Origin of the sequence: Streptomyces adustus, from assembly GCF_009377175.1 — a bacterium.
Lineage (GTDB): Bacteria > Actinomycetota > Actinomycetes > Streptomycetales > Streptomycetaceae > Streptomyces > Streptomyces adustus.
The window spans coordinates 1-19,376 of the sequence record NZ_VJZD01000004.1 but is presented as its reverse complement, the minus strand read 5'-3'; the positions used below and the strand labels follow the sequence as shown (position 1 = coordinate 19,376).

At 69.4% G+C, this 19,376-nt stretch carries 18 protein-coding genes and 3 pseudogenes; 14 read left to right on the top strand and 7 right to left on the bottom strand.

What is annotated here, in order from left to right; translation table 11 throughout:
- The first annotated feature begins 37 nt into the window (after positions 1 to 37).
- From FNH09_RS01950 to FNH09_RS01900, 11 genes are read left to right on the top strand one after another with little or no spacing between them, the layout of a single operon-like run.
- Positions 38 to 670 (top strand): SAF domain-containing protein, encoded by a 633-nt coding sequence (locus tag FNH09_RS01950; protein WP_338017436.1) that lies wholly within the window; start codon positions 38 to 40, stop codon positions 668 to 670.
- A complete protein-coding gene (locus FNH09_RS01945; protein ID WP_152884412.1) occupies positions 670 to 1,497 on the top strand; it encodes a CpaE/TadZ family protein in 828 nt (275 codons plus the stop codon). The genes FNH09_RS01950 and FNH09_RS01945 overlap by 1 nt, the downstream gene beginning before the upstream one ends.
- On the top strand, positions 1,487 to 2,974 hold the full coding sequence (locus FNH09_RS01940) for a TadA family conjugal transfer-associated ATPase (protein WP_420802728.1): 1,488 nt from the start codon (positions 1,487 to 1,489) through the stop codon (positions 2,972 to 2,974). The genes FNH09_RS01945 and FNH09_RS01940 overlap by 11 nt, the downstream gene beginning before the upstream one ends.
- The gene (locus FNH09_RS01935; RefSeq protein ID WP_152884410.1) at positions 2,971 to 3,918 is read left to right on the top strand and encodes a type II secretion system F family protein; all 948 of its coding nucleotides are present in this window, start codon (positions 2,971 to 2,973) and stop codon (positions 3,916 to 3,918) included. The genes FNH09_RS01940 and FNH09_RS01935 overlap by 4 nt, the downstream gene beginning before the upstream one ends.
- Positions 3,915 to 4,799, top strand: coding sequence for a type II secretion system F family protein (locus FNH09_RS01930; RefSeq protein ID WP_162467992.1), 885 nt, complete (start codon positions 3,915 to 3,917; stop codon positions 4,797 to 4,799). The genes FNH09_RS01935 and FNH09_RS01930 overlap by 4 nt, the downstream gene beginning before the upstream one ends.
- Positions 4,800 to 4,844: 45 nt before the next feature.
- Positions 4,845 to 5,156, top strand: a complete 312-nt coding sequence (locus tag FNH09_RS01925; RefSeq protein ID WP_152884408.1) for a hypothetical protein — start codon at positions 4,845 to 4,847, stop codon at positions 5,154 to 5,156.
- Positions 5,156 to 5,581: a TadE/TadG family type IV pilus assembly protein gene (locus FNH09_RS01920; RefSeq protein ID WP_420802730.1), complete on the top strand. Its 426-nt coding sequence runs from the start codon at positions 5,156 to 5,158 to the stop codon at positions 5,579 to 5,581. The genes FNH09_RS01925 and FNH09_RS01920 overlap by 1 nt, the downstream gene beginning before the upstream one ends.
- A gap of 14 nt (positions 5,582 to 5,595) precedes the next feature.
- Entirely contained in the window at positions 5,596 to 6,039 is a 444-nt protein-coding gene (locus tag FNH09_RS01915; RefSeq protein ID WP_152884406.1) for a TadE/TadG family type IV pilus assembly protein, read from the top strand.
- A complete protein-coding gene (locus tag FNH09_RS01910) occupies positions 6,039 to 6,497 on the top strand; it encodes a TadE/TadG family type IV pilus assembly protein (protein ID WP_152884403.1) in 459 nt (152 codons plus the stop codon). The genes FNH09_RS01915 and FNH09_RS01910 overlap by 1 nt, the downstream gene beginning before the upstream one ends.
- Entirely contained in the window at positions 6,497 to 9,916 is a 3,420-nt protein-coding gene (locus FNH09_RS01905; protein WP_152884401.1) for a LysM peptidoglycan-binding domain-containing protein, read from the top strand. Before FNH09_RS01910 ends, FNH09_RS01905 begins: the two co-directional genes overlap by 1 nt.
- Positions 9,882 to 10,325, top strand: coding sequence for a zinc ribbon domain-containing protein (locus FNH09_RS01900; protein ID WP_238426384.1), 444 nt, complete (start codon positions 9,882 to 9,884; stop codon positions 10,323 to 10,325). The genes FNH09_RS01905 and FNH09_RS01900 overlap by 35 nt, the downstream gene beginning before the upstream one ends.
- Before the next feature lie 76 nt (positions 10,326 to 10,401).
- Here FNH09_RS01900 and FNH09_RS48095 read toward each other — a convergent pair whose 3' ends face one another.
- Entirely contained in the window at positions 10,402 to 12,291 is a 1,890-nt protein-coding gene (locus tag FNH09_RS48095; protein WP_338017434.1) for a DUF2637 domain-containing protein, read from the bottom strand.
- Positions 12,292 to 12,539: 248 nt separating this feature from the next.
- Complete coding sequence (locus FNH09_RS01890) at positions 12,540 to 12,947, bottom strand: 2'-5' RNA ligase family protein (protein ID WP_338017433.1); 408 nt, start codon at positions 12,945 to 12,947, stop codon at positions 12,540 to 12,542.
- A gap of 406 nt (positions 12,948 to 13,353) precedes the next feature.
- Between FNH09_RS01890 and FNH09_RS49710 the strand changes: the two are divergent.
- Positions 13,354 to 13,749 (top strand): annotated as a pseudogene (locus tag FNH09_RS49710) (NF041680 family putative transposase); the annotation flags it as partial.
- Between the two features lie 50 nt (positions 13,750 to 13,799).
- Here the strand turns inward: FNH09_RS49710 and FNH09_RS01880 are convergent.
- The 5 genes and pseudogenes from FNH09_RS01880 to FNH09_RS01860 form a co-directional block, all read right to left on the bottom strand.
- Positions 13,800 to 14,537 (bottom strand): YoaK family protein, encoded by a 738-nt coding sequence (locus FNH09_RS01880; protein WP_152884397.1) that lies wholly within the window; start codon positions 14,535 to 14,537, stop codon positions 13,800 to 13,802.
- Positions 14,518 to 15,042: a DoxX family protein gene (locus FNH09_RS01875; RefSeq protein WP_152884395.1), complete on the bottom strand. Its 525-nt coding sequence runs from the start codon at positions 15,040 to 15,042 to the stop codon at positions 14,518 to 14,520. The genes FNH09_RS01880 and FNH09_RS01875 overlap by 20 nt, the downstream gene beginning before the upstream one ends.
- Positions 15,043 to 15,097: 55 nt before the next feature.
- Positions 15,098 to 15,760, bottom strand: coding sequence for a hydrolase (locus FNH09_RS01870; RefSeq protein ID WP_152884393.1), 663 nt, complete (start codon positions 15,758 to 15,760; stop codon positions 15,098 to 15,100).
- Positions 15,761 to 15,891: 131 nt separating this feature from the next.
- Entirely contained in the window at positions 15,892 to 17,769 is a 1,878-nt protein-coding gene (locus tag FNH09_RS01865) for an amidohydrolase (protein ID WP_152884391.1), read from the bottom strand.
- A 410-nt stretch (positions 17,770 to 18,179) separates the two neighbouring features.
- A pseudogene (locus FNH09_RS01860) lies at positions 18,180 to 18,815 on the bottom strand (transposase); the annotation flags it as partial.
- A gap of 5 nt (positions 18,816 to 18,820) precedes the next feature.
- Between FNH09_RS01860 and FNH09_RS01855 the strand changes: the two are divergent.
- Both FNH09_RS01855 and FNH09_RS01850 read left to right on the top strand, forming a co-directional pair.
- Positions 18,821 to 18,919: pseudogene (locus FNH09_RS01855) on the top strand (DUF6192 family protein); the annotation flags it as partial.
- A gap of 4 nt (positions 18,920 to 18,923) precedes the next feature.
- Positions 18,924 to 19,352 carry a RacP protein gene (locus tag FNH09_RS01850; RefSeq protein ID WP_152884389.1) on the top strand — a complete coding sequence of 143 codons (429 nt, stop codon included), beginning with the start codon at positions 18,924 to 18,926 and terminating at the stop codon, positions 19,350 to 19,352.
- Positions 19,353 to 19,376: the final 24 nt, after the last annotated feature.

Below are 19,376 nucleotides of genomic sequence, written 5' to 3'. Positions count from 1 at the left end.
GAGCGGCATCCCCCAGCAGGGACGCGTCGCAGGACCCGTGGCACCGCCCCGGGTGTCGGCGCGCAGGCGCAGACCAGGTGTCATCGCGCTGTCACTGGCCCTGATCGCCGCCGGCGGCGCCGGGGTTGCCGTCCTGCTGCTGCAGGTCGGCAACCGCACCGACGTGGTGACCGTGGTCCGTGATGTCCAGGTCGGCCAGGTCCTCACCGAGGGCGACCTGGGCCGGGCATCCGTAGCCCTGGACCCGGCCGTCAAGGCGGTACGCGCCGACGATCTGAAGTCGGTGGTGGGCAAACGGGCCGCGGTGGAACTCAAGCCGGGCTCGCTGCTCGCCCCCTCGCAGGTGACCAAGGACAACCTGGTGAAGGCCGGCGAACAGTTGGTGCCGATCGGCCTGGAGCCCAAGCAGATCCCTGCCACCGCGCTGGTGCCGGGCCAGAAGGTTCAGCTGGTACGCGTACCGGCCCTGGGCACCACGGACGCGGACAAGACATCCGATGCTGCGCCACAGACCATCAACGGCCGCGTCGTGAAGGCTTCCGACGCCGCTCCCGGGACAGGAATCGTGGTCGTGGACGTGGCCACTTCCGCCGCCGACGGGCCCACGGCCGCCGCATGGGAAGCAGCCGGCACCCTGCGCCTGGTCCTCGCCGCCCCGGACGGTCACTGATGGCTGTCATCGCGCTCGCTGGCTGCAGTGGTGCTCCCGGCGTGACCACGAGCGCCCTGGCCCTGTTGCTGTCGTGGCCGCTGGAGCCAGGGCGGAACATGGTCCTGGCCGAGTGCGACCCGGACGGCGGGGCTGTGCTGCACGGACTGCTGCAGGGCACGCTCGGCGACCGGTACGGGCTGCGCAACCTGTCGGTCGCCGCCCGCAAGGGCGAGTTCAGCGACGCGTTCTGGCGCCAGCTCATCGACCTGAGCAGTGAGGACGGCGCGCAGGAATCGCCGCGCAACCGGCTGCTGCTGCCCGGTATCACCGACCCCTCTCAGTCGGCGAGCCTTGGCCAAGCCTGGAAGATGCTCGCGCAGATGTTCCGCGGTATCGAGGCCGAGAGCGGCCACGACGTGCTGATCGACCTCGGCCGCCGCGGGGCGTACGGGCCGTCCGGGACCCTTGCGGAGCACGCCGACGCCACCTTCGTAGTGGTCCGCAACACCTTGCGGTGCTTGCAGGCAGCAGAGGGCCGGGTACGCGCGCTGGAAGAGCGTGTCGGTGACGTCGGCGTGCTGGTGATCAACGAAGGTCCGTATCCGGCGGGCGAGGTGCAGCGTGTGCTGCAGGTTCCGGTGATCGCGACTCTTCCGTACGCGCCGGACGACGCTCGCGTGTTGTCCGACGGTGCCGAACAGCCCCGTCGGTTCACCAGGTCGCCGTTGATGAAGGCCGCCCGCACCAGCAGCTCGCTGCTTCTCCAGCGGGCCGCGCTGCGCCGGGCCCGACTCGATCCGCGCATCCCTCGCGCAGCCGGCGGGGAGGTGACCCGTGCACGCTAGGCCCCTGCACCCAGACCCCATGGTGGCGCCGCTGCCCCCGGAGCGGGGACATCGGACTGCCGACGCACCGGCGCCTGCCGGTGCTGCGGCCGGTACGCAGGTGCTCGGTACGGCAGCTCCTCAGATCACCGTGGACTACCGGGTGGCCCGGGAGATTGCGTCCCAGGTCGCCAAGCAACGTGAGGAACTGCTGAAGGCGACGCCCGATATGGACCGGGCCAGCGAAGAGCAACGCTGCCTGGACTGGATCAACGAGGCGGTCGCCCTGTGGTCGGATGCCCAGGCGATGGCACCGCAGGAGGACGAAGTCCTGCGGCGTGCCGTGTACGACCTGCTGTTCCGAGCTGGTCGGCTTCAGCCGTATCTCGATGACGACCGGGTCGAGGACATCATCATCCAGGGCCCGCACGAGGTGTGGCTCGACTACGGCGACGGCGAGCGCCAGCGGGTCGGGCCGATTGCGGACTCCGAGGAAGAGCTGCTGGAGCTGCTGCGGGAGCTGGCACGCGGGTCCGGGCACAGTGAGCGCACCATCTCTACCGCGAATCCCACGCTGGCTTTGTCGCTGCAGGACGGCTCCCGTCTGCAGGCGATCACGGGGCTGGGGCCGATGACGTATGCGGTCATCCGCCGGCACCGGATCTCCCATGTGAATCTCGACGGCCTGGTGCGGCTGGGCACGATCGACCCGGTCCTGCGTGAGTTCCTCGGTGCGTGCGTGCGCGCGGAGAAGAACATCATGATCGCGGGGAAGCAGAAGGCCGGGAAGACCACACTGCTGCGGGCGATGCTCAAGGAGTTCGATCCGGACTGCCGGTTCGCCACCATTCAGACCGAGGACGAGCTGTTCGCCCATACCAACGGCTACCACCGCCAGGTCGTCTCCCTGGTCGGACGGGAGTCCAACGGGGAGAAGGACGTCACCGGGCGGAGTGCCGGTGAGGTCACGCTGCTGGACTTGATGCATCCGGCGCTGCGGATGTCGCTGGAGCGGATCGTGGTCGGCGAGGTCCGCGGCCCCGAGGTCGTCGCCATGATGCAGGCGCTGACCAACGGCTCAGGCGGAAACCTGTGCACCATCCACGCGCGTCGCCCCGACATCATCTTCGACCGGATCGCCGAGCTCTACGCGCTCGCACAGGACAACCTCTCCGAGCAGCTCGCCTACCGGCAGACCGCCAACGGGCTCGACTTCATCGTCTACGTCGACATGACGGACGAGACGCAGATCGGCGGCCGCCGCCACCGCTACGTCTCCCACGTGCTGGAACTGACCGGGATCGGCGAGAACGGCCGCCCCGCCACCAACGAGATCTTCTCCCCCGGCCGCGAGTGGGGGGAGCTGCGCGCGGTCCCCCGGATGGACCCGGGCTGCATCGATGACCTGCGCCGTGTGGGCTTCGACTCCGGTCTGCTACAGCAGTCGTACGGGGCCTGGCAGGCACCGCTGCCGCTGAAGGTGGGGGCAGGCCGATGACACTGCTGCTGGGACTGCTGTGCGGCATGGCCGTGGCCGGCGGACTAATCGGTGTCGTGGCGGGACTCGTGGGCACCACGGCGCCGCGCCGGGCCCCGCTGCTCAAGCGCTGGCAGGCAGCCGTGCGCGGAGGGAAGGACCAGAGCGAGGACACCCGGCTGCGCCGGCGGACGCTCATCGCCGCAGCCGTCGTGGTCTTCGTCGCTGTGTGGCTGGTCTCGGGGAACTTCGTCGGCGGGGCGCTCCTGGGGGCTGCCGTCATCGGCGTGCCCTGGCTGATCAGCCCGGCACAGATGGCGCGGGACCGCATCGGCCAGCTGGAGAGCCTGAGCGAGTGGACGCAGCGGCTCGCCGGCCTGCTCCGGCTGGGCATGGGTCTGGAACAGGCAATGATCACCAGCCGTCAGGGGGCGCCGGACGAACTCGCCCCACAGATCGTCAACCTGTCCGACCGGCTGCGCCTGGGCTGGCGGCCGGACGGGGCCCTGCGCGCGTTCGCCGAGGAACTCGACGACGTCACTGCCGACAAGGTGGTCGCCGCGCTCCTCTTGTCCGTCAACGACCGCGGCCCCGGCCTGGCTCAGGCCCTGGAGGATCTGTCGGACACGGTGCGCGAAGAGGTCGCCCGCAAGCGCGCCATCGAAGCGGACCGGGCCAAGCCCCGCACCACCGTGCGGTGGATGACCATCATCACCGTCAGTGTCGTGGTGGCCGGGTTCTTCGTGCCCAGCTATACGAAGCCGTACTCGACGCTCCTCGGAGAGCTCGTCCTCGCCTTCCTGACGGCCGGGTTCGTCGGCGTGCTCGCCCTGATGCGGCAACTGGGCAATTTCCGCCGCGTCCCGCGATTCCTGATCATCGACCCAGCCAGCACCGTCCGGCTGCCCGCACCGGAGCCGGAGCGGCCGGCCGCTGCCCGCGAGCCGGAAGGAGCCGCCCCGTGAACCTGCTCCCCGTCGTTGCAACCGGCGGCACGGTCGGCGCCGGCGTCGCACTGCTGATCCGGGAACTCCTGCCGCCTCAGCCCGCCTTGGGGCCAGCCCTCAAGCGCAGCGCCCCAGCCACACTGACCGTGCCCGAACCGGAACTGGACCGCGAGGAAGTCTGGGGCCGGTGGCTGCTGGCCCGCCTCGAGCGCCTGCCAAGCGTCCGGGTGCCCACCACGAACCTGGCCCTGCTCGGACAGGGGCCAGGCCAGTTCATGCTCAAGAAGACCGCGCTCGCAGCTCTCGGGCTCTTCTGCCCGGTGATCGCGACGATTCCATGGATCATCGCGGGCGTAGGCCTGCCTTTCTATGTGCCCGCCGCTGTCGGACTCATCGTCGCCGCCCTGCTGTTCATCACCCCGGATCTCGCCGTGCGGGACCAGGCCAGGCGGGCACGGGAGGAGTTCGCGCACGCCCTGTCCGCCTATCTCGACCTGGTCGCGCTCAAGCGGGCCGCCGACGCCGGTCCCGCCGAGGCCCTGGAGAAGGCCGCCGAGGTCGGCCAGGGCTGGCCCTTCCTGTATCTGCAGAGCGCACTGCGCCGGGCCCGGCTGGAGAAGATCCCGCCGTACCAGGCGCTCACGGAACTGTCCGCTCAGTACGAGCTGCCCGTCCTGGACGACGTCGCCGACATCATGCGCGGCAGCGCTACCGACGGCGCGGCCGTCTACAAAGCGCTGCGGGCCCGCACCGCCGCCCTCAACGCCGAACTCCTCGCGGATCAGGCCGCCGAGGCGAACGCGGCCAGCGAAAAAATGACCGCGCCCGGAGCCTTGCTCGCGGTGTTGGTGATGCTGCTGATGGCCTTCCCCGCCGTGATCCGCATGCTGACGGTCTGAAGAGACCATGCCGACTTATTCAACGCCCCAGAGAGGTCAAGGAACATGAAGCACACCGCAGCCCGCACCCGTCGTGCTGTGCTCCCTGCGGCCACCCACCCGCACACCGCCACGTCACGCGGACCGGGGCGTGGCCGCTGGGGTGCACGCACCTGGGCACGCGCCAACGGCGCAGTTCTCCGGCTCACCACTCGAGTGCAGGAAGGCCTTCAGGAGGCCTCCCGCCGGCCGGACCGCGGCGATATCTCCACCACGACCGTCATCATCTGGGTGGCCGCCGTCACCGGTGCCGTCCTGATCGCCGGGACCATCGCCGTCGTGATCGCCAAGTACAACGGCAAACTCTCCGGCCTGTGATGAAGCCTCCCAAGCCGCGGACGGACTGGTGGCAGGGGCGACGGTGGCGCGACGACCGCGGGGACACCAGCATCCAGATGGCGATCGTCTTCCCGTTCGTGCTGCTCGCCACAGTCGCCGTCATCCAGGCCTCCCTGTGGTACTACGCCCGGCAGATCGCTCTGACCGCTGCCCGCGAAGGAGCCACCGCCGCCCGGGCCTATCAGTCGAGCCCGGCCGCAGGTGCCAGCCAGGCACGCAGCGTGCTGGAGCGCACTGCGGGTGACAGCCTGCGCGGCTACAGCGTCGCCGCGAGCAGCGACGGGCAGCGGGTGCGGGTTGAGGTGTCCGGTATGGCCCTGTCGATGATCCCCGGGGTGTCGGGCCTGCAGGTCACGCAGTCGGCATCCGGGCCCCGGGAACGCTGGGTCAGTCCGGGGGAGTGAATCGCGTGCCATCCATGGCTCTTTGGGCAGGCAGACTACGCAGCGATGAGGGTAGTGCCGCGATCGAGGCGGCAATCGTCCTGCCAGTGTTGATCATGTTCTTGTGCATGGCGATCGCGGGCGGCCGGATCGTCACCTCCGGCGCGAAAATCGACTCCGCGGCGGAGGACGCGGCCAGGGAGGCGTCCATCCACCGCACGGCGGCGGCCGCACAGAGCGCAGCGCAGGCGGCGGCAGCCGAGTCTCTGGACGACCAGGGCATCAAGTGCTCGTCGACCAACGTCAGTGTCAACACTGGCGGTCTCAGTGTGCCGGTCGGACAGGTCGGCACCGTCACCGTGACCGTGACTTGCGTGGTCAATCTGTCCGACCTTCTGCTTCCAGGCGTGCCAGGAGCCAAGACGCTCACGTCGACGGCGACCTCGGTGGTGGACCAGTTCAGGCAGAGGGGTGAGTGATGATCTTTCGCCAGCTTTGCCTGCGCCGAGCGCGGCTGGACGATGCCGGAGGCGTCACGGTGTTCGTCGCTGTGTGCGTCATCGCGCTGATCGGGATCATCGGCGTCGCCGTCGACGGTGGCAGCAAGATGCGGGCCACGGAACGCGCCGACTACATCGCCGGTGAGGCCGCGCGGGCCGGCGGGCAGGCCATCGACCCGGCCGACGCGATCGGCGGGAGGGCCATCGTCGTCGATCCGCAGGCCGCGGTCGCCGCAGCCCAGGCCTACCTGCGCTCCGCCGGTGTCACCGGCGCGGTCAGCGTGTCTGGCGACGGCACGTCCCTCACCGTCACGGTCACCGGCTCGTACGACACGAAGTTCTTGTCGGTGGTGGGGATCGGCTCGCTGCCTGTGTCCGGCCACGGCAAGGCCACCCTCCTGCACGGCGTCACGGCTCCCGAAGAATTAGGAATTTGATGCGCACCGCCCCCTCTCCCGCCGCAACTGCCGGCCGTACCTTGACGCGGATCCTCAAGGCCGTGCTGAGCCTGCTGGTCCTGGCGGTCACGGTCGCCGGGCTGCCACTCCTGCTGGCCTGGGCCACCCCGGTCATCTGGACTGCCAGCCACGATGACCTCACGCACCTGCTCGACCGGCAGGACACCGGCAGCGTGTTCCTGCTGCTGCTCACCGCAGTGGGCTGGATCGGCTGGCTGCAGTTCACGTTCTGCGCCGCACGCGAGCTCATTGCGCAGGTGCGGGGCCGGACCTGGCACGCCCCGCGCGGGATGGGCGCCTCGCAGCGTGCCGCGGCCTTGCTGATCGGCAGCATCCTGGTGCTGCTGCCCACCAGTTCGGCGCTGGCCTCCGACGCCCAGGCCGCTCCAACTTCCACGTCGGCACGCGTCCCCGGACAGGCCCAGGCGCCGCAGGCCGCCGGAACCGAGCAGGCCCAGGCGCCCGCGGCAAGCGCGCCTGGGTCTCGCGCCATGTACACGGTGCGCCAGACGCGTCCCGCGCAGAGCCTGTGGGGCATTGCCGAGAAGGAGCTGGGGGACGGCGAGCGGTGGCGGGAGATCGCCGCCCTGAACGGGGGCCGGACCATGGCCGACGGCACGGTCTTCCGCGCGAACAGCTTTCTGCAGCCCGGCTGGCAGCTGCAGATGCCCGAAACCGCCGCCGTGGGAGGCGTCAGTGCGCAACTCGGCGACAGCGCCCCGGCTGCCGGTGAGAAGGACGGGCACGTCGTCACGGTCCACTCCGGCGACTACCTGTCGAAGATCGCGGAGGATGAGCTCGGCGATGGCAATGAATGGCCGCGGCTGTTCGAGGCCAGCCGGGGCAAGCCGCAGCCGCGCGGCCTGCCCGAGATCACCGACCCGGACATGATTCACCCGGGGCAGCACATCACCGTGCCCGGCGCAGAGACCACCTCCCAGCCGCCCCAAGACCGAGGACGAGGCGAGAAGTCGGGCGGCCAGGAGACCACTCCCCCGGTCAGCCAGATCCCCAACGGCACACAGAAGCCTGGCGACGGCACGGGCGACGCACAGGCACCCGTGCCCAGCCAGAACGCGACAGGTGCACCGCAGTCGTCGGCGCCCAGTGCACCGTCCAGTCGTCCTGCCGAGCAGTCCGGGCAGGAGCAGGCTTCGCCGTCCGCAGCGGCGTCCTCGAGGCCTGAGCCCAGCACCTCGGCTTCGGCTTCGGCCGCCTCCCCGTCGACGTCGACGGAGCCATCCGGTGCCGCTGCCTCCTCCCCCAGCGCCCAAACGCCCCAGGCTCCGGTGCCGCCGTCGGCCGGCCCGCTGAACCTGCGCATCGTGCTCGGCGCCGGTGCGCTGCTCGCTGCGGCCATCACCGGCGCGCTCGCCCTGCGCCGGACCCTGCAGCGCCGGCGCCGCAGGCCGGGCGAGACGATCGCGATCGCCTCGGAGACCTCCGCCGCTGAGGCCCAGTTGGCGGCGACCGCCGAACCCGGCACCGCTGCCCGCCTGGACCTGGCGCTGCGGGCCCTGGCTCACTACGTGGCCCAGCAAGGGGAAGATGCGGTCCTGCCATCGCTGCGGGCCGCCCGCATCGGAGCCCGCACGGTGGAGGTACTGCCCGAGGACCTCGCCCAGGAGCCGGTGGCCCCCTTCACCTCCGGGCAGGGCGGCTGGTGGGTCCTGCCCGCTGATGCCGCACTCCTGGACGACGAGGCCGCCCGGGCCATACCAGCGCCGTACCCGGCGCTGGTCACGATCGGCAGTACCGAGACGGGCGACCTGCTGCTGCTCAACCTCGCGCAGCTGCCCGCACTGCTGCTGGACGGCAACCCGGTCCACATCACCGAGGTATGCACCTCGCTCGCCCTGGAACTCGGGATGAGTCCGTGGGCGGGCGACGTAGAGGTCGTCACCGTAGGGTTCGGCGAGGACCTGCCGCAGTTGCTGCCCACCGCGCGGATCGCGCACATGCGGCAGCCCACCCCTGCGCTGCGTGATCTGAGCGAACGCCTGCTGGAAATGCACCAGATGCCTGAAATGCGGCATCAGCCTTATCTGCTGCTGTGTGCGTCCGCCCTCGACGAAGACGCGGCCTGGCAGTTCGCCGACGTCATCGACCGGGCCGGGTCCGTGCCCGTCACACTGATCGCCCCGGCCGGCACCGCGGCCGCCCACTTCCCCGAGGCAGAGATCCTCAACGCCTCCCTCAGCGAGTCCCAGCCCTTCGACTACGCCGGTACCGACATCACGGTGCAGCGCCTGGAGCACGCCGCCTACCTGGAGATCGCCACCGCGCTGAAACTGTCCGGTCAGCCCTCCCACCCGGCCGCCGGGCCCTGGCAGAACGTCCCGGACGAGCTCGCCGGCACGCAACCGCCCCAGGAGACATCACCGCAGGAGTCCACCGCGACCGAGGGTGCGGCCTCGGTCCCGCCACCGGCAGAGGCGGCGGATGCGAACAACGCGGTCTTCCCGGCCCTGCTCGCCGCCGGCACCGATCCGTCCGGACTGCGCCTCCTCTCCCCCGCCGCAACAGCAGCCCAGCGCGACAGCGAAGCCGGTGCGGACACTGAAGCCACGGCGCCATCGGCTCCGGCTGCTGCGGACTCCGCCGACACAGCGGCGGGAGAGCAGAACGGGTGTGAAGCGCAGGATCTGCACGCACCGGAGATCCGGGTTCTGGGGCCGGTAGAGGTGACGGGCGTGGACAGCACCGGCCACGGCCCGAAGATGGCGCAGTTGGCCGCCTTGTTGTATTTCCGGCCCGGCCGGAGCGCGGATGTGCTGTGTACGGACATGGACCCCGTCAGACCGTGGTCGACGAGCACCCTCAATGCGCGGATGCAGGGGCTGCGCAGCTCGCTGGGCAGCGACCCGGCCGACAAACTCTATGTGCCTCGCCGCAAGGCGGGCGAGGACCCCTACCGTCTGGCTGCCGGTGTCCGCTGCGACTGGACCCGCTTCCTCCAGCTCGTCGAGCACGCCCTGCCGCTGGGCCTCTCCGGCTTGGGCGACCTGGAGAAGGCACTGACGCTGGTGCGGGGCAGACCGTTCGGCGGCCGGCCGCTGCCGTGGGCCGAGCCCCACCAGCAGGAAATGATCACGCGGATCATCGACATCGCGCACACCGTGGCCACCTACCGCATCCCTGCAGGCCCCCATCATGACGTCGTCGCCGCGCGTCAGGCCGTCGCGACCGGTCTCGACGTCGACCCCACGGCCGAGCTCCTCTACCGGGACTGGATGCGTCTTGAAGCTTCGCACGGGAACCGCTCCGGGGTGCACACCGCGATCACGCGCGTACAGCAGATCAACCGGACCCTGGACTGCTCGCTGGAGCCGGAGACTGAGCAGCTCATCAACGACCTCCTGAATGGCTCGGATCCTGCGGTGCGCAAAGCTTTGTAGCCGTTGGTGCGCACCGGGCGCTGGGAATGATGTCGCCTGGCGCGTCGGCAAGCAGGTCGATCAGGGCCGTCTTGAGACCTGTTTCGGGTGCGGTGCGGCGAAAGCCAAGCTGCCGCTGCACGTCCGGACCTACGAATGCGACGCCTGCCACCTGGTCATCGACCGGGACGCCAACGCCGCACGCAACCTCGCCGCCCTCGCGGCAGCCTGCATGACCGGTACCGGAGTGGCCGGAGACCAGGACACCCCCAAGCGGGTATCGAAGCCTCGCGGAGCCGACCAGAAGACCCGCGCCACCCGCCCCCGCCGCACGGCGGAGGCGGGGCGGGCAGGTGGCGCAACCCTGCCGCACCAGCGGCAGACAGAATCGAGAGACCCTACTCAAGCCGAGCCCCTGAGGCTCTGGTGACGAGACGGACCTTCCGGGCCGAAATGCCCGGAATGCTGAGACCTGACTACGGACTCAGCAACGGGAGATTTGGCCACTATTGGGACTGCGCGTGGTGGCGGATCAGTGCGTGCCAGCGCCGTTCGAAATCAACGGCTAGCGCTGCAATGTAGTCGGTGGCCAGCGGCCGGTTGTGCTGTGCAGTGATCCCGTGGGCTGCGCACTCCTGCGCAATGACCTCGAGCGACGGTGCGTCGTTGCGCACGCGCTGTTCCGCCCAGAGGTTGTAGACACGGAACGGCAGGAGGTAGCGGCGCAGGGTGGAAGGACTGACCGGCTTTCCGCCGCGACCGTTCATGCCCTTCGTGTTGGCGAGGTAGGCGGAGAGCTGCTCGGCCCGGGGTTCCTCGCCGTGCTCGGTTTGGTACTCCGCCCAGGCGAGGTAGTAGCGGTCGACTGTGGTGAGTGTGGCAGGCCCCTTGGCCGTGTCGTCCTCGTCCGCCTGGTCGATCGCGGCGTTCGCTCGCGGGTTGCGCATCTCCGTGGCAGGATGCGCGTCCGCACCGACGGGTGCCTCCTCGGGCTGGCCGGCGTGCGGGAGGGCCTCGTCCGAGGGTTCCTGCGTGATGAACTCGGCGGCTTCCGAGTTGGCGGCCGGCTCCGTCTCGTCGAACTCTCGCTGCCGAAAGCCCGCAACGAAGTGCTCTAGATCCTCGCCCGTGATGGGCTGGCCGTTGCTGCCAGCGACTTGGTCCCGCTCGTAGACGTATGTGGCGAGGGTGGCCGCATCGGGGTAGATCCCGTGCTGGTGCGCGTAGGTGAGCCACGCGCTGTAAAAGTAGTCGACCCACCCGACGTCCGCATCCTGCGGGGCTTGGCGTGCCTTCTCATTTGTGGCTGCGTGACGCTGCTTGAGGAGTCGCAGCAGGGGTTCAAGCTGCTTGTCAGACAGCGGACTGCCGGCTGCTGTCGCGATGCCGTACTGGTCTTGGAGCCACAGAGCGAACTGGGCGCTCGTCGGCTCGGATCCGAAGGCCGCGAGCCATGCCTGATAGGCATCGGCGAGGTGCTGGGCATGCCTTTGGCTCTGCGGTTCGTGCGGCTGGCCCGGAGATGCGTCTCGCGTCAGCTCAGTCAGTTGAGGTTGCTGCGGCCCGCGCACTTGTGCCAGTTCCTGTTCCGTCTCCTGAACGACGGTGGTCTCAGGCTCAGGGCTCTGCCGTTGCGCCGGGACCGTGGCACGCTCAACGGTGAACTGGATCGGCGGCGCGTCAATGCCCGCGGCGGCGAGGCCGGCGGGGGCGGTCTCGGACAGCGGGACGCCGTAGCGGGCCAGGCGCAGCGGCATCAGGGATTCCACGGGTGCCTTGCGGCGCCAGGTCCGGCCGAAGCGGGAGTGCAGGCGGGCCTGGTAGACGAGACGTTCCTGCTCCAGCTTGATGACCTGCTCGTAGGAGCGCAGCTCCCAGAGCTTCATGCGGCGCCAGAGCAGGAAGGTCGGCAGGGGGGAGAGCAGCCAGCGGGTGAGGCGGACGCCTTCCATGTGCTTGTCGGCGGTGATGTCGGCGATCCGGCCGATGGCGTGCCGGGCGGCCTCGACCGCGACGACGAACAGGATCGGGATCACCGCGTGCATGCCGGTGCCCAGCGGGTCCGGCCAGGCGGCGGCGCCGTTGAAGGCGATGGTCGCCGCGGTCAGCAGCCATGCGGTCTGGCGCAGCAGCGGGAACGGGATGCGGATCCAGGTCAGCAGCAGGTCGAGGGCGAGCAGGACGCAGATGCCGGCGTCGATGCCGATCGGGAAGACATAGGAGAAGTTCCCGAAGCCCTTCTTGATCGCCAGCTCGCGCACGGCGGCGTACGAGCCGGCGAAGCCGATACCGGCGATGACCAGTGCCCCCGTCACGACGACGCCGATCAGGACTCGGTGTAACCGAGTAAGTGCGGGCCTTGCGTCGGTCCCCGGCGCCGTCACTTCTGCTGCCACTCCTGTCTCGTCTTTGTTCGTACAGGAGTTCTCACCTTTCCACGGCTGCGGATTCTTTGTGTCAGATTGCGCAAGAAGCTTGTCCCCTCGGGCGCGAACGACGTTCCTTACCGGTCGTGACATGGCGCTAGGGAGGTGATGACGATGGCGTCGGTGCCATACCGCCCCTGTGGCGACTTGCAAACAAGGCGCCATCGCCCAGCAGGCGACTTCGCTGTACGCCCCCTCACTAAGGATGGCGCCACGGGTCATCCCAGCGGGACCGTGGCGTACGTCTCCCACTCGTACATCTGCCGGTCGCGGTGCAGCACGATCAGCTCGGCACTGGTGATCCGCGTACGGGCGGGCGTGAGATCGATGGTGGCTAGAGCAGTCTCGACCGGGACGGCCGGGCCGTCGCTGGCGCTGTAGGCCACCGACACGTGAGGAGTGAGCCCATCGGCGCGTTCGGGCACTTCGTCGAGGACATCGCCGATAGCCGCGCGGACACTGTCGCGTACCCGCCGCACCGGCGTGTCCGGGTGGACGTGCAGCAGGATGGCCTCCGGGTCGATGACGGCCGGGCCGATCTCGGCGTCGAAGGCCGCGACTTCGGCGAGTCGTTCCCCGGCGGCGTCCACGATCCTGTCGACGTCCTTCTCGCTCGTCTCGCCCACAAAGCCGATGCCCTGCATGGTGAGGTGCAGCCACTGGTCGGGGATCAGGGTGACGGTTTCTCCCAGTGGGGCGAGGGCGGCCCGGTATTCAGCGGCCAGGCGGTGGACATCGTCCTGTCCCTCGAAGGTGAGGTGTCAGGTGTAGAAGCGGCGGCCCACGCTCCAACCGGGCCACCACCACCAGTGGTTCCGCATGGTCTCGGTGTCCGATGTCATGACCGCGATCCAATCAGGCGGAGCCACCCCCTGGCGAGAGTGCGAGGTGCCGGGGAGCGGAGTCGAGGCAGAAGGCTTCGATCGCGCCGCGCAGACCTGCCCCGGCCGCTCCGACGACGCGGGCCATTTACCCCGATGGCCGACACATTCCCGTCCTCGGAGTCATCTATGCAGGCATTACGGCTTGCTCCTTGAACATACTTTTCGGCTGTTCAAGCAGACCCTGGGCTGGACCGTCCCCAAGGTCCGCGATCCACACACGGCCGGCCTTAAGACGTGGCTGATCACCTCCGCTCACACCCAACTCCGCCTGGCCCGGCCCCTCGCCGAGGATCTGCGCAGGCCCCGGGAGCAGCCAGCGCAGCCTCGTCGGCTCACCCCTGCCCGGGTCAGCCGGGCGTTCCGTCACCTCCGCGTGAAGGCCGCCCGTCCCGCCGACGTGCCCAGACCCTTAAAGGCCGGGCCCGGACGACCACCCGGCTCGAAGAATCGCAGGCCAACCCCACGTCACGAGCCCGGGAAGACCGTGAAACGAATCGAAGCACTCACCGAACACGTCCGCCTGAAACAGCAGCGAGGTCAATGATCAAGCTCAGACGTATCCGTTACGCCCTTGTGGGACAAGCGGTCCCCGTCTCAGGAAGGTGACCGGGTCCAGGCCGGGTCGGCGGCCGAGAGGCGGTGGGTGATCACGGAGGTGACCGCGAGGAGCAGCAGGGCCAGGCTCAGGGTGAGCACGAGGTGGCCGTGCAGGACCAGTTGGGCTCCGACGAGTGCGCCGAGAAGCATTGCCAGCACGGACAGGATGCGGCGGCCGGGCCGCGGCGCCGCCCCGCCGGCCGGGGTGGAGTCCGCGGCCAGCCCCGTCAGGGTCAGGGTCAGTACGGTCGTGGTGAGGTCCGGGACGCCGAGGCGCCGGGCGACCGCGTTCTGCAGGCCCATGCCGAGCCCGAGGAACACGATCAGCGTGTACTGGACACCCGTGGTGACCCGGCCGTCGGTGACCGCGGCCGCAGCCACGGTGACGGCGACCAGCACCGTCTGCACGGCGGTGGCCGTCTTCAGCAGGTTTCCACGGTGCGTCGCGAACCGGGTGCCGAGCTTGCCCCCTGCGAGCGCACCGAGAAGGAACGCCGTCAGCGCGACGACGGAGGCGAGCACGGACAGGTTCACGGCGTCGGCCAGAGCGAACCCCAGGAACACCACGTTGCCGGTCATGTTGGCGACGAAGACGTGCCCGAGCCCCAGATAACTCACCGCGTCCACCAGACCGGTGACCACCGTCAGCGCCAGCATCAGGGGAGGCAGCGGGCCATGGGGGTCCTGTCTGGACGGTGCGAGCGTGCGTACCGCGTCATTCAGCAGCCTGCGCATACTGCGTCCTTTCCGATTCTACGGACGGGCGGTGCAGCACCAGGCGGGTGAGCAGTCCGCTCACCGGGCCAGCCACGGTCGCGGGGAGGACGACCCACAGCGGCCAGGGCGTGACGCCCAGGGCTTGGTCGAGCGACCACCGGCCGGGCCCGGTGAGGGCCAGCGCCGCGGAGACGACGACGAGTACCAACGGGTATTCGTAGCCGTCGTTCTGCACCCACAGGCCCTTGGCCCGTTTGACGGTGCCCGCAACCGTCATCACACCCATGGCGGCCATCGCGGCCAGAGGTGTGAGCAGTCCGGCGACCAGGAACAGGCCGGCCCCGATCTGGCTGGCACCCGCGACGATCGCGGTCAGCCGCCCGCCGCGGAACCCGTCGTGGCGGAACTCCTCGGTTCCGCCCGCCAAGCCGTGGCCCCCGAGCCGGAAACTCACCTTCTGTACTCCGTGGCCGGCGATGAGAAGTCCCGCCACCAGCCGGAGGACCAGCAGTCCAGCGTTCATCTTTTCCTTGCCTGTTCCTGGCTCTGTCCTCGACCGCTCTGCGAAAGGGCGGAGATCAGCCGGCCGCGTGGGCTCCGATGACGGCCTGCGCGTAAACCACGCCGAGGCCGTAGGCACCGGCGTGCTCCTTCACCACGTCCATGACTGGCATGTAGGTCTCACTGCGGGCCCAGTCACGCTGCAGTTCCAGCAGCACCTGCACCCAGGTGACCGGGACGGCGCCGTCCTGGGCCATGCGCTGGATGGCGTGTTCGTGGGCCTGCGGGCTGACGCCACCGGACGCGTCGGTGACCACGTAGACCTCGTAGCCCTGGGCGATGGCGGAGAGCGCAGGCAGGGCGATGCAGATCTCGGTCCACAGACCGGCGAAGACCAGCTTCTTGCGGCCGGTGGCCTTGACCGCCTCGACGAAGTTGGCGTCCTCCCAGGCGTTCATCGTGGTGCGGTCGATGATCTGCTGGTCGGGGAAGACCTCGGGCAGCTGCGGCATGATCGGACCGGAGAAGGATTCGGCGGCCACAGTGCTCAGCACGACCGGCACGTCGAACGCCTTGGCGGCCTTCGCCAGGCCGACGGTCGCGTTGATGATCGCGGTGCGGTCGCCGCTGGCGGCACCGAAGAACATCTGCGGCTGGTGGTCGATGAAGAGCACAGCGCAGTTGTCCGGGGTGAGCAGGTCGGGGCTGGGGGCTGCGGTGACCTCGGAGATATTGACCATGACGGGGCCTTTCCAGGTGTGTGGTGATCGCGGACGGGTGTGCGCTGTCGAACGCAACCGCGCTCTGTGCGGCGCGAGTTGGGGGTGGTTTCCCAGGAGGGGCGGCTCGTGGCCGGGCCCCTCCCGGGAGATCAGAGGGAGAAGCAGGGGTCGAAGAACGAGCTCACGGTCTCCGGGGCCAGGCCGCGTCGGGCGCGCCACTGACGGTGCTGCTCCGACTCGGCGACGGCCTCGCCCAGCGCGTGCGCCTGGCGGGCGCCCGACAGGCCCGTCCCGGGCGTGGCCTGGTAGCCGCCGAAGTGCGCCACCGGGCTCCATTCAGGGGTGATGGCCGGCAGCTCCTCGTCCAGGCCCTCGTACTCGCCGACGGCGTAGACGATTCGCCCGCCGGTGACCGTGAGCAGCGACTCGATGTGCGGGATCTCCGGCTCGGGCACGGTGAAGTAGTCGTCGGACAGGATGGCGAGGTCCGCGTAGAACCCCGGGCTCAGGATGCCCTTGACCTTCTCCTCGCCGGTCAGCTCGGCGCCGGCCCGGGTGAACATCCTGAGCGCGGTCTGCCGGTCGACCCGGTTGCTGCGCGGGCGCAGTACCAGGTCACCGACGTTCCGGCCGCTCACCAGCCAGTGCAGCGCGACCCAGGGGTTGTAGGTGGAGACCCGGGTGGCGTCGGTGCCGCCGGCCACGGTCAGCCCACGCTCCAGCATGGCAGCGATCGGCGGGGCGTCGGCGGCGGCTCCGGGGCCGTAGCGACGCAGGAAGGCCTCGCCCTGGAAGGACAGCCGGTTCTGCACGGACATGGCACCGCCGAGCGCGGCGACACGGTCGAGACTGTCCGGCGACGCGGTCTCCGCGTGGTCGAACAACCAGCGGTTCCCGGCCGGGAAGAGTCCCTCGGCAGCTAGCTTCTCGAAGATCGCGAGATCCCGGCGGATGGTTTCGTCGTAGGTGGCGTGCAGTCGGAATCCCCAGCCGTTCTCCATGAGAAGACGCACCGCCTTCTCGAACTCCGCCTCGTATGGGGGGTGTTCGGGACGAGGCTGGGCGAAGTTCTCGAAATCCGCCGCAGCCCAGGTGAGGTTCTCGCCCGCGCCGTTGAGCCGCAGCCATTCGTCGCCGTCATCGAAAGAGGCCATCTCGATCCAGCGGGCGAGGTCGGCGACCTCCTGGCCTGCGGTCTGCGGGAAGAGGTGATAGGCGATGCGCAGCGACAGCTCACCGGCCTCGGCCAGCTCGACGATGGTGCTGTAGTTCTCGGGGAAGCTCTGGAACCCGCCGGCCGCGTCGATCGCGGACGTCAGCCCGAACCTGTTCAGCTCGCGCAGGAAGTGCCGGGTCGAGCTCTTCCGGTGCTCCTCGTCCAAGACCGGCGCCTTGGCCAGCGTCGAGTAGAGGATGAGGGCGCCGGGCGCGGCCAGCAGCATGCCTGTCGGCTCTCCGTCCCGGCCGCGCATGATCTGTCCGCCCCGGGGATCGGGGGTGTCCTTGTCGAATCCGGCGGCCTTCAGCGCGGCCCGGTTGAGGATGGCCGACTGATACAGGTTCAGGACGAACACCGGGGTGTCCGGCGCGGCGGCGTTGAGCTCGGCGACGGTCGGCAGCCGCCGTTCGGCGAACTGCTCGGCCGACCAGCCGCCCACCACCCGCACCCACTGGCCCTTGGGCGTACGGGCGGCCTGCTCACGCAGCATCGCCAGGCCCTGGCGCAGTGTGGGGACACCGTCCCAGCGCAACTCCAGTACGTAGTTGAGCCCGCCTCGGATGACGTGCAGATGCGCGTCGTTGAGGCCAGGAACCATCCGGCGGCCGAGGGCGTCGACCACCTTCGTGTCCGGGCCGACGTGGGAGGCGACGTCGTTGTCGTCACCGACAACTGTGATGATGCCGTCGCGGATGGCGATCGCCTCAGCCTGTGGGCGGACGGGGTTTCCGGTGTGGATCTTCGCATTGCGGACCACCAAGTCCGCGGCGTTGTCGATGGCTCGGGGAACCAGCCCACCGACCGGCATCGTGGACACCTTTCGACAACCTCCTGCGGGATGAACGGCGTCGATTGCATTTGCATCGACTTCCATGTGACTGGGCAGCGGCGGGAGCAAAGGAATCGGGTAATGCGCAATTGCCGCCTAAGCTGAACCGATCTGCATTCCGGGTGGGGTTTCCGCGTGGTACACAGGCTCAGGCCCGGTGTCCCTCGGCTCCTGCACCACCAGGCTATTTCGAGCCCAAGCGTCCGTATATCCCGACGGTGCACCAGATGCGTTCCGAGAGTGAACTGCTTCTTCATTCGCTGTAGGGCCAGATCCGGTGCACTCATGGAGAATTTCCGCCGCCTCCGCGGCTTGACGTGACGATCGACGACTCCGCCAGGAGGCGCAGGCACCGGGGACGAAGCGCCGTGGTCAGTGATTGAGCGTTTTCAGAGTTGCTTCTCCAGGGTGAGGACGGCTTTGGTGATGACGCTCATGCGGTTGGGGCTGATCCGGGATCTGCGGAAGATCTGCCAGGACTTCAGCCGTGCTATGCCTCGTTCGACGGGCGCCCGGGTCGCGGACAGGGCCCGGTTCCGGGCCCGCTCGGTGAGGGTGAGTTCACCGCCTGGCGGGCGGCGCTTGGCGGTGGTGACCCAGTCGCCCGCACCGATGTAGGCCATGTCGGCGAGGATCGGGACGCCTTGGCGCGCGCAGATCCGGAGGATCTTGTGGGTGCGGGCGGCCGTCAGGTCGTGGCTCCGGCCCGGCAGTGCCGGCGACAGCCACAGAATCTCGCCGGCCGGGTCCGTGACGACCTGCACGTTCACCCCGTGCCGCTTGTGTCTCGAGGAGTAGTCGGCCCTGCCGTCGCCGACGCAGTCGCATTCTGCGAGCGTGCCGTCCAAGAGGACGAAGTCCGGGTCGTGCGCGCGCAGCGTCTTCAGCAGGCCCGGCGCCTGCTCGGCGAGCAGAGCGGTGACCGCGGTGATGTAGGTGTGGGCGGTGCCGACGGATATCCCGAAGGCCGCGGCGATACGGGCGAGGGTCTCGTGGTGACGCAGGTACACGAGTGCGACCAGCGCACTGCGCGCGCGTACGGGCGACGCTCGACTGGATCGAGACGGCGGTGGACACCGGGAAGGTCGACGTCGACGGCGAACTGGCCCGCCTGCTGCAGGGCGAGTAGTGGGATGCCGCGCGCGTCACAGCGCCGGTCACCGGCGGCCCAACGGCACGCCGACACCGTCCGCTTCATCCTCTTCGAGGCACGACCTGCTGGCCTGGCCTTCAACCAGTTGGTCAGGTCGAGTGAACTCTCCGCCCACCAGGCCCGCTCAGGCCTGGCCTGCCTTCGGGACACCATCGCCGAACACGGCTGGCCGCCCCTGATCTGGACGAGAGCGGACGGCTACAAGTTCTGTTCCGACCCCACAGAGCTCCAGGCCTACGAGGTCGCGGTCATCCGCGAGAAACTCACCGAGATCCGTCGCTTCATTACCGGCGTCGTCGCCCCGCACGCAGCCCTGCAACCCAAGGGCCGGTGGATCCGGCACCTGAACACCCAGCTCAACTCCGTCGAGTCCACGCTCGACGTGATCGCCGACTACATCGACGCATGATCCCGGTGGGGGCCGGCCGCGAAG

Coding starts and splice junctions, on each gene's coding strand:
- FNH09_RS01945 (WP_152884412.1), top strand. CDS start 670: ATGGCTGTCATCGCGCTCGCTGGCTGCAGTGGTGCTCCCGGCGTGACC.
- FNH09_RS01935 (WP_152884410.1), top strand. CDS start 2,971: ATGACACTGCTGCTGGGACTGCTGTGCGGCATGGCCGTGGCCGGCGGA.
- FNH09_RS01925 (WP_152884408.1), top strand. CDS start 4,845: ATGAAGCACACCGCAGCCCGCACCCGTCGTGCTGTGCTCCCTGCGGCC.
- FNH09_RS01920 (WP_420802730.1), top strand. CDS start 5,156: ATGAAGCCTCCCAAGCCGCGGACGGACTGGTGGCAGGGGCGACGGTGG.
- FNH09_RS01915 (WP_152884406.1), top strand. CDS start 5,596: ATGGCTCTTTGGGCAGGCAGACTACGCAGCGATGAGGGTAGTGCCGCG.
- FNH09_RS01910 (WP_152884403.1), top strand. CDS start 6,039: ATGATCTTTCGCCAGCTTTGCCTGCGCCGAGCGCGGCTGGACGATGCC.
- FNH09_RS01905 (WP_152884401.1), top strand. CDS start 6,497: ATGCGCACCGCCCCCTCTCCCGCCGCAACTGCCGGCCGTACCTTGACG.
- FNH09_RS01900 (WP_238426384.1), top strand. CDS start 9,882: ATGGCTCGGATCCTGCGGTGCGCAAAGCTTTGTAGCCGTTGGTGCGCA.
- FNH09_RS01880 (WP_152884397.1), bottom strand. CDS start 14,537: ATGCGCAGGCTGCTGAATGACGCGGTACGCACGCTCGCACCGTCCAGA.
- FNH09_RS01875 (WP_152884395.1), bottom strand. CDS start 15,042: ATGAACGCTGGACTGCTGGTCCTCCGGCTGGTGGCGGGACTTCTCATC.
- FNH09_RS01870 (WP_152884393.1), bottom strand. CDS start 15,760: ATGGTCAATATCTCCGAGGTCACCGCAGCCCCCAGCCCCGACCTGCTC.
- FNH09_RS01865 (WP_152884391.1), bottom strand. CDS start 17,769: ATGCCGGTCGGTGGGCTGGTTCCCCGAGCCATCGACAACGCCGCGGAC.
- FNH09_RS01850 (WP_152884389.1), top strand. CDS start 18,924: ATGCCGCGCGCGTCACAGCGCCGGTCACCGGCGGCCCAACGGCACGCC.